The sequence below is a fragment of the Maribacter arcticus genome (assembly GCF_900167935.1).
Lineage (GTDB): Bacteria > Bacteroidota > Bacteroidia > Flavobacteriales > Flavobacteriaceae > Maribacter > Maribacter arcticus.
The window spans coordinates 22,704-38,313 of the sequence record NZ_FUYL01000012.1 but is presented as its reverse complement, the minus strand read 5'-3'; the positions used below and the strand labels follow the sequence as shown (position 1 = coordinate 38,313).

The 15,610-nt window shown below is 34.1% G+C and carries 12 protein-coding genes; 4 read left to right on the top strand and 8 right to left on the bottom strand.

The window, feature by feature from the left end; genetic code table 11:
* Window positions 1-155: 155 nt before the first annotated feature.
* Window positions 156-902, top strand: coding sequence for a recombinase family protein (locus B5X55_RS16870; protein ID WP_079514071.1), 747 nt, complete (start codon window positions 156-158; stop codon window positions 900-902).
* A 16-nt stretch (window positions 903-918) separates the two neighbouring features.
* On the opposite strand, the gene B5X55_RS16865 is transcribed toward B5X55_RS16870, so the two are convergent.
* Window positions 919-2,526 carry a recombinase family protein gene (locus B5X55_RS16865; protein WP_079514069.1) on the bottom strand — a complete coding sequence of 536 codons (1,608 nt, stop codon included), beginning with the start codon at window positions 2,524-2,526 and terminating at the stop codon, window positions 919-921.
* Window positions 2,527-2,565: 39 nt separating this feature from the next.
* Between B5X55_RS16865 and B5X55_RS16860 the strand changes: the two genes are divergently transcribed.
* On the top strand, window positions 2,566-3,684 hold the full coding sequence (locus B5X55_RS16860; protein ID WP_262494168.1) for a ComEC/Rec2 family competence protein: 1,119 nt from the start codon (window positions 2,566-2,568) through the stop codon (window positions 3,682-3,684).
* Window position 3,685: 1 nt separating this feature from the next.
* Here the strand turns inward: B5X55_RS16860 and B5X55_RS16855 are convergent, their stop codons facing one another.
* Complete coding sequence (locus B5X55_RS16855) at window positions 3,686-5,221, bottom strand: peptide MFS transporter (protein ID WP_079514065.1); 1,536 nt, start codon at window positions 5,219-5,221, stop codon at window positions 3,686-3,688.
* Between the two features lie 15 nt (window positions 5,222-5,236).
* Entirely contained in the window at window positions 5,237-7,402 is a 2,166-nt protein-coding gene (locus tag B5X55_RS16850) for a S9 family peptidase (protein WP_079514063.1), read from the bottom strand.
* A 209-nt stretch (window positions 7,403-7,611) separates the two neighbouring features.
* Between B5X55_RS16850 and B5X55_RS16845 the strand changes: the two genes are divergently transcribed.
* Both B5X55_RS16845 and B5X55_RS16840 read left to right on the top strand, forming a co-directional pair.
* Window positions 7,612-8,928, top strand: coding sequence for a hydroxymethylglutaryl-CoA reductase, degradative (locus tag B5X55_RS16845; protein ID WP_079514061.1), 1,317 nt, complete (start codon window positions 7,612-7,614; stop codon window positions 8,926-8,928).
* A gap of 10 nt (window positions 8,929-8,938) precedes the next feature.
* Window positions 8,939-9,850 carry a GYDIA family GHMP kinase gene (locus B5X55_RS16840; protein ID WP_079514059.1) on the top strand — a complete coding sequence of 304 codons (912 nt, stop codon included), beginning with the start codon at window positions 8,939-8,941 and terminating at the stop codon, window positions 9,848-9,850.
* A gap of 51 nt (window positions 9,851-9,901) precedes the next feature.
* Here the strand turns inward: B5X55_RS16840 and B5X55_RS16835 are convergent, their stop codons facing one another.
* From B5X55_RS16835 to B5X55_RS16815, 5 genes are all read right to left on the bottom strand, one after another.
* Window positions 9,902-12,019, bottom strand: a complete 2,118-nt coding sequence (locus tag B5X55_RS16835; protein WP_079514057.1) for a peptidylprolyl isomerase — start codon at window positions 12,017-12,019, stop codon at window positions 9,902-9,904.
* A 110-nt stretch (window positions 12,020-12,129) separates the two neighbouring features.
* Window positions 12,130-13,416 (bottom strand): hemolysin family protein, encoded by a 1,287-nt coding sequence (locus B5X55_RS16830; RefSeq protein WP_079514055.1) that lies wholly within the window; start codon window positions 13,414-13,416, stop codon window positions 12,130-12,132.
* Window positions 13,416-13,625, bottom strand: coding sequence for a hypothetical protein (locus tag B5X55_RS19075; protein ID WP_079514053.1), 210 nt, complete (start codon window positions 13,623-13,625; stop codon window positions 13,416-13,418). Before B5X55_RS19075 ends, B5X55_RS16830 begins: the two co-directional genes overlap by 1 nt.
* Window positions 13,618-14,220: an LPS export ABC transporter periplasmic protein LptC gene (lptC, locus tag B5X55_RS16820; RefSeq protein ID WP_079514051.1), complete on the bottom strand. Its 603-nt coding sequence runs from the start codon at window positions 14,218-14,220 to the stop codon at window positions 13,618-13,620. Before lptC ends, B5X55_RS19075 begins: the two co-directional genes overlap by 8 nt.
* A gap of 5 nt (window positions 14,221-14,225) precedes the next feature.
* Window positions 14,226-15,599, bottom strand: coding sequence for a hypothetical protein (locus B5X55_RS16815; RefSeq protein ID WP_079514049.1), 1,374 nt, complete (start codon window positions 15,597-15,599; stop codon window positions 14,226-14,228).
* Window positions 15,600-15,610: the final 11 nt, after the last annotated feature.

The following is a 15,610-nucleotide window of genomic DNA, read 5'->3' as shown; positions in this document are numbered from 1 at the left end:
TGAGTTCATAAACTCACCAAATATTATTCCCAATATAAATGTATACTCGAAAATAGGAAAGGTGCTTCATCGAAAAAACCTCCTGAAAATAGGGTATACAAGACTTTATTCCTATTTTTAATGCATTATTAATATGGGTATTATTATTAGGAAATATGAAAGACAATAAGAATAAGGAGGATTTGAAAAGAGTAGTTCTTTACGTTCGTTGTTCAACTATCCAACAATCGACTGAAAGACAATTGGTAAATAGTGAGGATTATGAATTCATACTGGAGGATAAGTGTTCCGGTACTATTCCGATTTTTGAAAGGGATAAAGGAAAACTATTGAAGGTGATGATCGATGAAGGTACAATTGATGAAATTCAGATTCATACCATCGATCGATTAGCTAGAAACCTTAAATCCTTACTTGGATTCATTGATTACATCCACGAACGTGGTATTTCACTTTATATTAAAAACCTTGGAATGAGAACCCTAGTTGATGGGAAGATGAACTATGTGATGAAAATGATGGTTTCCATTTTGGGTAGTTTCGGTGAGGTTGAGAACGAAATCAGAAAAGAACGTCAATTAGAGGGAATTGAAATAGCCAAGATCAAAGGAAAGTATAAAAACAGAACCCCAAGAGGAAAAGAAACACCATCAGCTTTCCTAAAGAAACATTCTAAGGCTGTAGATTATTTGAACATGGGTATGAAAGGTAGTGAGGTTATAAGGTTGATGGATGGAAACCTCAACAAGAACACAGTTACCAAAATTAAAAAATACATGAAGAAAGACCGTAAGAACCTTTCAATTGAGATTATGGAAAAAAGAAAGGTTGAGGTTATGAAAGAGAGTGATGTTTATAAAGAATTGGGTTTAACTGAATATGTAGATTTGAAATCTAAATAAACCAAAATTCTTCCTCTTACTTATTTTTAGTAAACTTTCCTTTCTTATTAACCCATTCCTTTGGATCTAACCAAGTACCAGTTTTCAATGTTTCCTCCAAACCAACGTACTTTCTGTGAATATAAAAAGTTTGTGGTTTTAGTTTGGGTATATTGAAATCAAAAGCTATTAGGTAATATGGATCATGAAACAGTATTTCTATTTTATTTATCCATTTTTTAATAAAGTCCTGTTTTCTTTTGAAAGGTAAATTCTCTTTAATAAAATCTAAATCCTCATCAACCTTATCAATATTTTTTAGTTGTTTTTTTTGTACTTCCTGCTCTTCCCTTATATTATAAATTTTCACTTTCAAATCTTCCCGTTTCAAATCAATCTTTCTAAGTTCAGATTTGATATCAGTCTTACTCAAAGTCCCATCTAACACCATCGAAATCGCATTCCCTCTCCTACTCTCTAATTGTTTAAGTTCCCTTTTAAGGTTGGTCAATTCTTTCGATATTCTTTTCGGTACATCATCTATTTCCGTTTCCTTAAAATGATTCTTCACTATGTTTAACAGTTCTTTATCAACAAAGAATTTGTTCCAAACGAACCATTCAATTTTAGGTTGTTGAATATTTCTATTATCACATTCACTTGGAATTCTTTGTTTAGAAGAACACATGTAGGGATTTCCTCTCTTACTATCTGTTGATCTACCTAAATATCTTCTACCACATTCACCACAATACAATATATTATTCAAAAGATATTTATGATAGGTAGGTTTACCCGTATATCTAGAATTTAATATTAGATTATCCTGTGTTCTTTGCCATAGTTGAGGTTTAATAATTACTGGACAATCATATATTTCATCCATAAATTTTCTAACACCCTTGTATACAGGATTTATTAGTATCCCTCGAACCACGGAATGACCCCATTTAGATTCACTCCCTTTCTTTACAACTGTTTTATTAGTATTGTAGTTAGTGCTTTTATATTCTTGATTTAATTTCTGATATCGTGTTGGAATCTTCTTTTCATTCAGGTAACGAGCTATTGTTCTCTGACCTTTACCTTCCAAAGAAAGTTTGAATATTAATTTTACTATTTTAGCTTCTTCCTCATCAACTATCATTATACCATCTTCATCCTTTGTATAACCGTAAGCAGGTAAACCGTGTATTTTTCCTGAACTTACATTCCTTTTTATAACTGACTTAATTTTCTTCGTGGTAATTCTGACATAGTAAGAGTTCATTATGGAAACAATATCCCCTAACATCTCCAATTCATCATCATACAAATCAACCTCCCCAGTTTCTGTATATAATTTGGTGTTATTTTCTTTAAGTAAATTCTTAAAAGCGAAACGTGTTTGTGGATTACGTTCTAACCTAGATTGATCATAAGCATAGATATGAGTAACTAAACCATCTTGAACATCATCCAACAGATTTGAAAATTCGGGTCTGTTTTTAATTTCATCAGTACCAGAAATCCCTTCATCAATATATACTTTATAAGGAAGTTTTAATTTTTCAGATAATTCTATTCCTAACAACTTCTGGTCATTAATACTCCTATCCTTACCATCTAACTTCTCTCTGGAAATTCTACAATATATTCCTATCATAACACTAATATAATAAATTTAGTTTGTACCATATTTGGTTTGATAACAAGTATTATTCGCGCTACAACAATGTTCACATTCGTAGCTTATGCGATATATTTAAATAGGCCTAGCAACTCCTTTAACATTCTAGCTTTATCTATATTATTCATTCTACTTTTTATTAATCCCAGTTTATTATTTCAGGTTGGCTTTCAAATGAGTTACGCGGCAGTATTCGCTATATTATGGATTTTTCCTTTGCTTAAAAAATTGTATTTTCCGAAGAACACGTTTGTCCGATATTTTTGGCAACTTCTCTGTGTAAGTATAGCTGCCCAATTGGGTGTATTGCCAATAAGTCTATATTACTTTCATCAATTTCCAGGATTATTTTTTATTTCCAATTTAATAATAGTTCCTGCTTTAGGTGTTATTTTAGGTATAGGTATTTTAGTGATATTCCTTTCCCTGATAAATTGGCTTCCCTCACAAATTGTATGGTTTTATAATGGAATAATAAACCTAATGAACAATTTAATCGGCTGGGTCGCGAAACAAGAAAGTTTTATTTTCAGTTCTATTTCGTTCGATTTCGGACAACTTATTCTGTCTATTATAACCATCGTTTTGTTTATTAAAGCCTGTACCCTATTTACCTACAAACGCATCGCTATATTTTTGATTAGTTTACTATGTTTTCAATGCTATACTTCTTTTCAAAAAATTGAAGCATCCAAAATAACGGAAGCAATTGTTCTACATCAAACCAAAAGGAGTATCCTATTCAATAGAAGCGGCAGGAATTTATCCATCTTATCGAATTCGACGGAAATGGCTAACAATCTGATTTCAGATTATCAGACTGCTGAACGAATAGAATTGACCCAATTCGATTCTTTGAAGAATAGCTACTCTTTTAAAAATGAAATACTACTGGTTTTAGATAGTGCAGGTATTTATCCTAAAAGCACATCAATGGAAACAATTCTATTAACCCAATCACCAAAAATTAATCTTGAGAGATTCATAGATAGGATCAACCCTAAAGAAATTATTGCTGATGGCAGTAATTACCGAAGTTATATTGACCGCTGGAGAATGACTTGTTTAAAAAATAAAATCCCCTTTCACTATACTGGTGAAAAGGGAGCTTATTATTTTGATTTGGAGAACTAATTTAATGAATTTTACCCATTAGTTTTTTAATGAATGGCGAAGCTACCAAGACTATTAAACCTGCTGCTAAAGCGTATTTTGCAATAAGCATAAAACCGTCTGTATAAATGGCCAAAGTATCAAACCCGCCGACATTCTTATCAGTACTTTCGATTGCCAATTGTTTTCCAATAAAACCAACTATTTGAAACGCAAAAGCCGATGATAAAAACCAAACACCCATCATGAACGCTACAATTCGTTTTGGAGACAAATCTGTAATTTTAGAAAGACCAACCGGAGACATAAATAATTCACCTATGGAAAGTAAAAAATACATTAATAAAAGGTATGCAAAAGGCACTAATCCATTTGCATTAGCACTTGCACCACTGATTGCAAGAACATAGAAACTAATACCCGCAAAAAGTAATCCTAGTCCAAATTTATAAGGGGTACGTGGATTCGAATTTTTCTTACTCAACCATGTCCACATCATCGATATGGGAATTGCAAGTATGATAATCCACATAGAATTCAGCGAATTCGTCTGAGCAGCACTCATGATGCCCTCTAGATCAATATTTCTTGCTGCAAATAAAGTTATTACACTACCTGAAAGCTCATGAAAACCCCAGAATATAGTCATGAAAACCGTAATTAAAACAGCTACAAAAAGCTTTTTTCTCTCCTCTAAAGTAGCCCTATACATCTCATAAGCTAGATAAGCTAAAACAGCAATTCCTATACCCTGAAAGATTACGTTTACAATATTCTGACCTCCAAAAATTCCATCCGTTGCAATTGATTTATAAGATGCTAATAATAAAGCAATTAATGGAGCCGAAATCACAGCCAAAACAGGAACAAGTATTCCCTGCTTAATTCCAAGAATCTTTTTATTCATAACCTGTTCATTAGGTGGAAGTCCTCGTGCTCCAAAAACATTCCTTTTTATACCCCTCCAGAAAACAATCAGGCCTGTTAACATTCCTATGCCTGCCAATCCAAAACCGTAGTGCCAGCCATATTTCGCAGCTAACCAACCACATAAAAGTGGAGCTACCCAACCTCCAATGTTGATACCCATGTAGAAAATAGTGAAACCAGAATCTTTTTTAGGGTCTCCTTTTTCATATAATGTTCCAACAAATGTGGAAATATTAGGTTTAAAAAATCCGTTGCCCACAATTATTAAAGACAACGCCAAGAAAAATGCAATGTCATTCTCAACTGCCAATACAAAATGGCCAATAGCCATTAGTATACCGCCTAAAAAAATGGAGTTTCTCATCCCTAAGATTTGATCTGAAATCTTTCCACCAATTACTGTAGATGCATATACTAAAGAACCATAAGAAGCATAAACGGCAGCAGTTGCAAAATCTCTCTCGGCCAGTGCTTCAAATATTACATTTACCATGTAAAGCGTAAGCAGCGCGCGCATACCATAGAAACTAAATCGTTCCCATAATTCTGCAAAAAACAAATAAAATAATCCCTGGGGGTGGCCTAGCATCTGCTTTTGGTCACTGTATTCTGTATTAACTTCAGTCATAGTCGTATGGTTGGTTTATAATTTTTCTTTTATGAAATTGGTCATTTTATTGAATAGGTGAATTCTTGTATTTCCACCATTAATACCATGGTTTTTATCTGGATAGATACCCCAATCGAATTGCTTGTTTGCCTGAATCAATGCTTCTATCATACGCATAGAATTTTGAACATGTACATTATCATCACCTGAACCGTGAATCAACAAATAATTACCTTCTAACAATTCAGGATAATTAAATGGAGAATTATCATCATAGCCACTAGGGTTTTCGGCTGGTGTGCGCATAAAACGTTCGGTGTAAATTGTATCATAAAAACGCCATGAAGTCACCGGTGCCACTGCGATAGCGGTTTCAAAAACATCGTTACCTTTAAGAAGACAGTTTGTTGACATATGGCCACCAAAACTCCATCCCCAGATTCCTGTTCTATTCTCATCAATATATTCTAGCTCGCTTAACTTTTTTGCTGCAGCTATTTGGTCTTCCGTTTCGTATTTCACTAGATTCATATAAGTAACCTTCTTAAAATCACTTCCTTTATAACCAGTTCCCCTACCATCAACACAGGCAATAACATACCCTTCTGACACTAACATTTGGTGCCAGTAATCGTTAGCTCCCATCCAACTATTAGAAACATTTTGCGAACCCGGACCACTATATTGATACATTAATAATGGGTATTTCTTTGATGGGTCAAAATCTTTTGGCTTAATCATATACATATTAAGATTATTGCCATTAATAGAAATCGTAGAGAATTCTTTCGAACTCATCTTATACCCTTCTAACTTTTGAAGTAATTGCTGATTATCCTTTATATCTTTTATCTTCTTACCATTTACGGCTTGATGTAGCGTATAAACTGGCGGTATTTCTGCGCTTGAAAATGTATTTATAAAATAAGTGAAATCGGCACTAAAAGATGCGTTGTTAGCGCCTGCAATGACTGCCAATGCTTTTTTATCATCACCGCCACTACTAATATTATATATACCTCTATTTATAGAACCATTTTCAGTAGATTGATAGTATATCTTATCTTCATTCTGATCATACCCATAATATTTGGTCACCTCCCAATCACCTTTGGTAATCTGGTTCATTAATTCGCCATCTTCATTATATAAGTATATATGATTCCAACCATCCTTTTCACTTGACCAGATAAAACTATCATCCTCTAAAAAAGTTAAGTTGTCTGTTATATCGACGTAGGCGTCATCTGTCTCTTCTAATAGAATTGAAACTTTACTAGTTTTAGCATTAACAGAATACATGGTTAAATGGTTTTGATGCCTGTTTAATGTCTGTACACTCAACATGTTTTTATTGTTCTTCCACTTAATTCGAGGCACATAATACGCATCGTTTAAGTCCACCGAAGCTATTTTACCACTGGCTACATCTAAAAGATGCAAAGTCACGAATGAATTGTTCTCTCCTGCTTTTGGGTATTTAAAAACGTGTGACTGTTGATATAATCCGGTTCCATAAACATCCATAGAAAATTCAGGAACATTGGTCTCATCAAAACGCAAAAAAGCTATTTTAGTTCCATCGGCATTCCACTCAAAAGCTCGTACAAATGCAAATTCTTCTTCATATACCCAGTCAGTTACTCCGTTGATAATTTTGTTTTTAACCCCATCAACAGTTACCTTCTTAGTTTCACCTGTTGCTATATTAAATAGGTAAATATTATTATCCTTTACGTATGCAACTAACTTACCGTTTGGCGAAAGCGTTGGCTCTTGTATTTTAGCATCGCTTATTCGCACTACCTTTTTAGATTCTACATCAAACACATAAAAAACACCTAAAGTAGAGCGTCTGAATATAGGTTCTATCTCGGTTGACAGTAATATCTTTTTTTCATCGGCACTAAAACTGTACGCTGAGAAATTAGGAATGTCGTTTAAATCTGCAGATGATACTATAGTAGAAACCTTGTTTAGTGTCTTATAGTCATATTTATCAATGGTTGAAGATTGATTTATTCTATCCATGTTAAGAACCGTATACTGTTTTCCATTATTCATAGAGCGCAATGCATCCATTCCTTCGGTTCTAAAAGCACCTTGATATATATCCGTTACCTCAATTTGTTTCTCCTGTGCCCAAGTAAATACATTGAAAACTAGTACAATCAATGTAAATAAGTGTGTTTTTCGCATAAAAATTAGAATTTTGTTAAATCTCTCAAGTTTACCACAAATTCCTTAAAAAACCACAATTTACACCGAAAAAGAAACAGCTTTTAACGCTTTAATCCACATATAAAGGTTCGTACCAATATGCTTATATTTACTCTCATAAAAAACAAAAGGCCTTTTAAATAAATGCCGTATAGTTATATCAACCTTTAGAAGAAAGTTATACCTAAATGACTGAGCCGATTAGTGGTTTTTCCAAACTTACGAAAGAAGAGAAAATAGATTGGGTAACCTCCAATTACACACAAAACAAAGAACAATCAATAAAAATTCTACAAACGTATTGGAACCAGAATTCCAATATTCAACAGTTACATGATGAGTTTATAGAAAACACCCTCACCAATTTATACCTACCATTAGGTATAGCTCCAAATTTTTTGATTAATAATAAATTGTTTGCCATACCAATGGCAATAGAAGAAAGCTCGGTAATTGCTGCAGCAAGTAAAGCTGCCAAATTCTGGCTAAATAGAGGAGGTTTTAAAACCGAAGTTCTAGGAACTGAAAAAGTAGGTCAAGTACATTTCTTATTTAAAGGAAATTTTGAAAAGCTAAGTAGTTTTTTCACTTATTTAAAACCGAAATTACTAGCTGAAAGCACTTCACTCACCACTAGTATGGAAAAAAGAGGTGGTGGTATCAGTGATATCGTTTTAAAAAATAAGACAGCTGAGCTAAAAAACTATTATCAACTACATGCTACCTTTCAAACTAAGGACGCTATGGGGGCAAATTTCATAAATAGTTGTTTAGAGCAATTTGCGACAACTTTAAAAAAAGAAACAGCTGCTTATGATGGTTTTTCTGATGAGGAAAAAAATGTTGAAGTAATCATGAGTATTTTGTCTAATTACGTGCCTAATTGTACGGTACGCGCTCAGGTTAGCTGCCCTGTAGAAGAGCTACAATTAAGCGCAGACATATCTCCTCAACATACGGCAGAAAAAATAATACAAGCAATTAAAATAGCCCAGATTGAACCTTATCGTGCAGTGACCCACAACAAGGGCATTATGAACGGAATCGATGCTGTGGTTTTAGCGACCGGTAATGACTTTAGGGCTGTGGAGGCAGGTATTCATGCCTATGCATGTAGAAATGGCCAATATAGCAGCCTAACACATGCCGAAATAGAAAATGGCATATTTACATTTTGGATTGAATTACCCTTGGCATTGGGTACTGTTGGCGGCCTAACAAACCTACACCCATTGGTTAAATTAAACTTAGAAATACTTCAAAACCCTTCTGCCGAAGAACTCATGCAAATTATTGCCGTTGCCGGTCTTGCACAGAATTTTGCAGCAGTTAGCTCATTGGTAACAACAGGTATTCAAAAAGGTCATATGAAAATGCATCTATTAAATATCTTAAATCAACTTGGAGCTTCAGACCTTGAAAAAGGGAAGTTAGTCACCCATTTTAGAACGAATATCGTTACTCATCACGAAGTGGAACTACAATTGAACGCACTAAGGAAATAAGTATTGCGAAATGACTAAGGAACTCTATAGCAATGGAAAATTACTACTCACTGCAGAGTACGCCATTTTAGATGGTGCTAAAGGGTTGGCTCTACCTACCAAATTCGGACAATCTCTAAAATTAGAAACATCAAACTCAAAAACATTCGAATGGAAGAGTTTAAATGAAAACGGCACTATCTGGTTTAGTGCACAATTTTCTAAAATTGAACTAAAAACCATACATACTTCAGATACTGATATTTCTAAAAGACTAGCACAAATTTTATTGGAAGCAAAACACTTAAACCCTTCCTTTTTATCAAGTAAAACCGAATATAACTCAGTTGAAGCAAAACTTACTTTCCCTAGAGATTGGGGTTTAGGTTCCTCATCTACCTTAATTGCCAATATAGCAAAATGGGCAAATGTGAACCCTTACCGTTTATTAGCTGCGACGTTTGGTGGTAGTGGTTATGATATTGCTTGTGCACAACACAATACCCCAATTCTATATAGAAGTAACGAATACAATCCTTCAGTTAGTGAAGTTAATTTTCAACCCAAATTTTCTGACCAGCTCTACTTTGTTTATCTCAATAAAAAGAAAAATAGTCGTGACGCCATCAACAGTTATAGAAATCTAGATTTTGATAAAACTGCTTTAGTCTCAAAAATTGATGCCATTACCAACAAAATTTTACAGTGTAAAGAATTAAAAGAATTCGTTACATTATTAAATACACATGAAAAAATTCTATCGGAAACTCTAAAAATACCTACGGTAAAAGAAACCCTTTTTTCAGATTACTCAGGCACTATTAAAAGCTTAGGAGCATGGGGAGGTGACTTTGTTTTGGTAACGGGAACAGCATCTGAAATGACTTACTTTAGAAACAAAGGGTATTCAACTATTCTCCCTTACAAAGAAATGATACTATAAAAAAAGAGCATCCATTTTGGATGCTCTTTTTATAACTATTATAATCTTTTACTAGTAAAAAGTAGCTCTTTTATCTTCAATTTTTGCAGCATCTTTTAACGCGGTGTAAACCGAAGTATTCACACGACTTGCAGCACTAGTCTTTAGTTGATTTGCATAAACACTGTAATTATCCAATTTTGGAGCTTCAGTCTTATTTACAAGTTCAATTTTGAATACCCCTGTATTACCTTCAATTAAACCTGAAGTTGCTCCGTTTGCCATACCGTAAGCTGTACCTACAACAACTGGCTCACTACCTGCACCTGGAATAGTTGGTGACTTCACTGTAAGTGCCGATGCATTAGAAATAGAAACACTATTATCTGAAGCAATAGTACTCATGTCCTTACCTTTATTAGCGGAAATAATTTTAGCCGCCTTACGCTCTTTTCTAATAATAGGTAAAACCAATACAGACGCATCTTCTGAACTCATAACACCTTCTGCGTAGCTACCTGTTAATTGAACAACGGCATAACCATTGTTGATATTGAAACGCTTAACATCTCCTACCTCAGTATCTCCATTAAAAGCCCACTGAACAATATTTCTTTGATTAGTTAACCCAGGAAGGTTTTCATCTAAAGCTTTAATTTTGTTTACAGGACGAACAACAAACTCTTCTTTTTTAGCCATTGCTGAAAAGGCACTTTCATCTTCAGTAGTTTCCATTTCAAATTTTGTAGCCTTAGTAAACAAGGTGTTTATTGTTTTTTCCGACGCAACAATCTCTCTAGAAATAGTAGCTATCTGAACTACGTCTTCTTTATCATCAACTTTAATTACATGGAATCCAAAATCAGTTTCCACTAAACCTATTGTTCCTACATTATTATTAAATGCAAAATCATTGAATTCAGGAACCATTACTCCTCTTTGGAAATAACCTAAATCACCTCCTTGCGGTGCTGAAGGACCATCTGAATTATCTCTAGCCAATTCTGAAAATACAACTCCAGATTTTTTAGCTTCTATAAGTAATTCTTTTGCTTTTGCCTCTGCTTCTTCTTTTGTTCTAGTTACATCAGGGTTAGCCCTAGTAGCACCTGCATATTGCATAAGAATATGACTAGCTTTTACAGAACCGTTAGACTTTCGAGCAATCATTTTTGAAAGCTTATAAGAACCCCCATCTTTATAAGGACCATAAATTTGACCTACGCCCAAGCTCATTAAAGTATCCGCAACACTAGCAGGTAAATTTTTCTTAGCCTTAAAAATAGTGTCAAACTTCGTGTCAGAGTTTCTGTCCAAAAAGGCAGATACATCTTTAGCATTTCTAAATCCTCTAATAGTATCGTTACGATCTGTTTGAGAGTTATACTCTACAGTGTCATCTAAAAGTTTTGAAATAGCATCTTTAATCTCATTCTCATCTGCTTCAGATGGTTTTTCTTCAAAGTATACATATTGTAAATCCCTTGCTGGATCTTGCTTATATTCCTCTTTATGATCATTAACGTAATCAGCAATCTCACTTTTAGTAACCGTAATAGTACTGTCTGGAATTGAAGAGTAAGGTACTCTTACATATTTAATATCCATTTTCTCGTTTGCCAACTTATAGTCTAACTCACCTTCTTTTAATGTTGCACCGATACCAGCCTTTACCATATTAAAGTAAGTCTGTTCTTTAGCCAATTGAATGATTTCGTTCTCGGTTTGTAACCAAGCGTCATATTGTGCTGGGTTATTAACCTTCCAATCTGCTACTGTTTGCTTAAAGATATTAGGATCGAACTGACCATCTTGGTTTTGAAATTCAGGATTTTGCGCATATCCCGTAGTACGAAGAAAATCAACAATCTGATCTTGCTCAATACCGATACCTAAATCTTCGAATTGCGCTCCTAAAACATTCTTTCTAATTGTGTTCTCCCAAACTTGGTTAACAACTTGCATAGACGATGCAGTTGGGCCAACTCTTCTTGAAGCTGTCTCCACCTCTTGTCTAAAATCATCTATAGATACATCCTCACCATTAATCACGGCAACGGACGAACCTACTTTTTCACCTCCAAAATTGCTACTGGTAAAAACACCAGAAATAACAAATGCAAAAAGCGCCAAACCTATTATCAAGATCAACACTGTTGTACGTTTCCTTATATTTTCTAATACTGCCATTCTAATTAACGTTTAAAATAATCGTTTGTGGTTATTGGGAGGCAAAACTACCATTTTTAATTGAAATAATAAAAACTAAAAAGCCACCTAATTTATTGGTCGATATACGGTTATTGTTCTTCTAAAAGTTCTATTGATACTAAATCAATTTTTGTATTCGAAACCTCTAAAACAGTAAACTTATAAGGCTCTATGGTCAACTCTACTTCTTTTTCTGGTATTTCCCCCAATGTATGAACTAAAAGACCTCCTAACGTTTCAAATTCATCTGAAACCGGAAGCTCTAACTTATAATTTTCATTTATATAATCTACCTCTAAACGAGCTGAAAAAAGAAAATGTCGCTCATCTACACGTTCTTCTCGTAAATCGGTCGTATCATGTTCATCTTCAATTTCACCGAAAAGTTCTTCAACAATATCTTCAACGGTTACTAAACCAGAGGTGCCACCATATTCATCTAAGACTACAGCTATACTTTTTCGCTTCTTCATAAGCGTATTTAAAATATCTTGAATAAGCATTGTTTCTGGCACAAACTCAACAGGAAGTAGAATACTTTTTAATGTCTTGGGTTTTTTAAAAAGCTCATAAGAATGCACATAACCAATTACATTATCTACCGTATCATTGTAAATCAATATTTTAGAGTACCCCGTTTCGGTGAAAATTTTAGCAAGGTTTTTGGGGGTTTCATGCATTTCAACAGCAACAATCTCAGTTCTAGGAACCATAACCTCACGAGCTTTTACTGCTGCAAATTCTAAAGCATTCTGAAAAAATTGAATTTCCGTATCTACATCATCTTCAGCTTCTACAGTTTCCATCTGTTCTGTAATATAATCCCCGAGCTCTAACTTACTAAATGCCAATTGTACCTCATCACCAGAAGTGCGAAATATATATTTTAAGATTAAATCTGAAATCCAGATTATGAAATCTGAAATAAATGAAAATAACAGGTAGAATATAAACGCAGGTATTGCTAATAATTTCAACAGGCTATTTGCATATATCTGAAACATCACCTTAGGAAGAAACTCTGCGGTTATCAAAATGATAAACGTGGAAATCAAGGTTTGCGTTAAAAGACTAAAATCTGTAATTAAAATCTTTAAAATAGCATTTTCAGAGGTCATTCCGGTAAACCAATTCATGAGAATTTCTCCCATAAAAAGACCATAAATAACTAAAGCTATATTGTTTCCAATTAGCATAGTTGCAATAAATTTCGATGGTTTTTTCGTTAGCCTAGTAAGCACCATAGCCAAAAAGCCAGCTTGCTTTTTCTCAATTTCGATGTGTATTTTATTTGCAGAAATAAATGCAATCTCCATACCTGAGAAAAATGCCGAAAGTACAAGCGAAAGAATAATGATAATACCAGCTGTACCCACTATTCTTTAGTATTATTATCTCGCTTACGCTGTTCAAACTTTTTCCGATAGCTTCTTCTAAACAAAAACATACCAATAGATACTATAGCAAAAAATATAAACAAATACGCCATACTTCGGTCCGTATTCCAATCGGTGAAAATTCTAAAAATAGAAAAACCCGCTACTATTATATATAGGTATTCAGTATACCTTAAAATGTTAATCATCCTTTTCTTCTTTTATCAACATTAGACCATAAGTTTTATGCGCATTCAAAAACTGAAGGTCTTTTTGAATATCCATACCCTCTCCATCCATCACCGTACCATCATCTGGGTTGGTAAAGGTAAACTTCTCTTGCGTAAATGCCCACTCATTTGCACGGTCATAATACAATTGAGAGGTCTCTAGCTTTTTACCATCATCCCCTTTTATGAGTACATTTCCACGCAAATCTACAATAGAAGTTGCAGAATACAACACTCCGTAATCTGCTTCTATTGTTGTTTTTTCATTTTTTTCATTAAATATCTCCACTAGCAAACCCTCTGGAAAGGTTTGATATGGAAATGAAAGCTGGTCGAAGTCATTACGGATAGGACCCGATAAAATCGCAAGAACTTTCGAAGTACCTTCATCTTCAGAGTCTAATTTTTCAGGAGATTCGGTATAGGTAAGTACAAAATCTTCAACAACACCTCTAGGATAAACTTTTTTAGCAGCCTCATCGCCTACTCTTTTATAATTATCCTTACAAGATAAAAAAAGCATTGCCATGGTACATACCATGGCAATGCCTCTATAATTGAAAATTTGTATCATTTTTACTATAACGATGGAACCTTTACACTACCACCAACCCAACATGAGAAGGACACAGTTTTACCAGCCATACCTGAACTAAAGATCATTTCTTTACTTGGCGCTTTTGCTAAATAACTATTTACAGCTTGACTTGAAGAACCACCTAAAGATGGATCCACTCTACCTGCTTGTCTTGCCATATCTGCTGCTTTCCAATACATTGCTCTTTTTTCAAAAGTAGTACTACCGCAATCATTTGCACTAGTTGCATATAAATTAGCAATCAATAAATAAGCACGACCATTTGATGGGTTTGCATCAATAGCTTTCTGAGCGTAGCTACGTGCTGTAGACTTACTACCCTTTCTCTTATTTATCACAGCAACCTTATAAGCTATCTTAGACTTTTTATCATTGTTGGTCTCTAAAGATAAAGCTTTATCGAAATCGGCAAGTGCACCTGAAGTATCACCATTCTTCATTTTCAAAGTACCACCGTATACATATGCATCGGCAGATGGATCTAGCCTTAACTGAGCTTCAAATAATTTTTGAAACATTGGGTCATCTGTACATTCTTTGTTGAACATAAGACCTACTGCTCTTTTTACCCAAACAACATCTCCTTTTTTCTCTTCAAAACTCTTTTCGTATAAAGGAATCAGGTTACTACAATCTGCTAAAGGACCTAATTTAGAATCGATACTACCAGCAATTTTACCGTAAACCTCAGAATAAGAGTTATAAGACTTTAAACGAGACTTCTCTTTAGATGTCAACGTACCAGCTTCTTCTTTTGGCAATAACTTAGAGATTTTACCAGTGATTTGTTCGTTTTCTAATTCAATCTTCTCTGTTACAGCGTCATAAACATCAAAAACTTCTTGTAAATCTTTTCTACCAGCTTTATGCTCATCAACCAAACTAGAAAAATAGATATATAGTGCCTTTGGATTCGTGAAATTTTCTTGATCTTTAGTAAAAGCTTCGCTTAACAAGCTATACATCTTAGCATCATCGGCCATTTTATTATCATACATCACCATCGCCTTATCTACATCAGTTTCACCTAAAGAAGTTTTTGATGCAAAATGCTTTAATTTGTTATCATAAAGACCCATTAAGTCATTAGCGAATTTCTCCTTTTCAGCCCCTGTAGCTTTTTCTAGTTTATCTTTAAGTATACGTTCTCCATATACATAAATTGCATTATTTAATTGAGGGCATGTTTCATAAACCATTTTCCATGGCTCATAAGCAGCATCATAATTTTTAACTTTCGCATGCTCTGAAAAGATAGACAGATTTGTCATACATTCAGGGTTCTGAGCCTGTGCATTACTTACCCCCATCATCCCAAGGAACATTATTGCCGTGAAGTAAAGTTTCGATTTCATTTTTTCTCTTT

Bases quoted from the DNA above. Each gene is read 5' to 3' on its own strand.
- B5X55_RS16870 (WP_079514071.1), top strand. From the start codon at position 156: ATGAAAGACAATAAGAATAAGGAGGATTTGAAAAGAGTAGTTCTTTAC.
- B5X55_RS16865 (WP_079514069.1), bottom strand. From the start codon at position 2,526: ATGATAGGAATATATTGTAGAATTTCCAGAGAGAAGTTAGATGGTAAG.
- B5X55_RS16855 (WP_079514065.1), bottom strand. From the start codon at position 5,221: ATGACTGAAGTTAATACAGAATACAGTGACCAAAAGCAGATGCTAGGC.
- B5X55_RS16850 (WP_079514063.1), bottom strand. From the start codon at position 7,402: ATGCGAAAAACACACTTATTTACATTGATTGTACTAGTTTTCAATGTA.
- B5X55_RS16845 (WP_079514061.1), top strand. From the start codon at position 7,612: ATGACTGAGCCGATTAGTGGTTTTTCCAAACTTACGAAAGAAGAGAAA.
- B5X55_RS16840 (WP_079514059.1), top strand. From the start codon at position 8,939: ATGACTAAGGAACTCTATAGCAATGGAAAATTACTACTCACTGCAGAG.
- B5X55_RS16835 (WP_079514057.1), bottom strand. From the start codon at position 12,019: ATGGCAGTATTAGAAAATATAAGGAAACGTACAACAGTGTTGATCTTG.
- B5X55_RS19075 (WP_079514053.1), bottom strand. From the start codon at position 13,625: ATGATTAACATTTTAAGGTATACTGAATACCTATATATAATAGTAGCG.
- lptC (WP_079514051.1), bottom strand. From the start codon at position 14,220: ATGATACAAATTTTCAATTATAGAGGCATTGCCATGGTATGTACCATG.
- B5X55_RS16815 (WP_079514049.1), bottom strand. From the start codon at position 15,599: ATGAAATCGAAACTTTACTTCACGGCAATAATGTTCCTTGGGATGATG.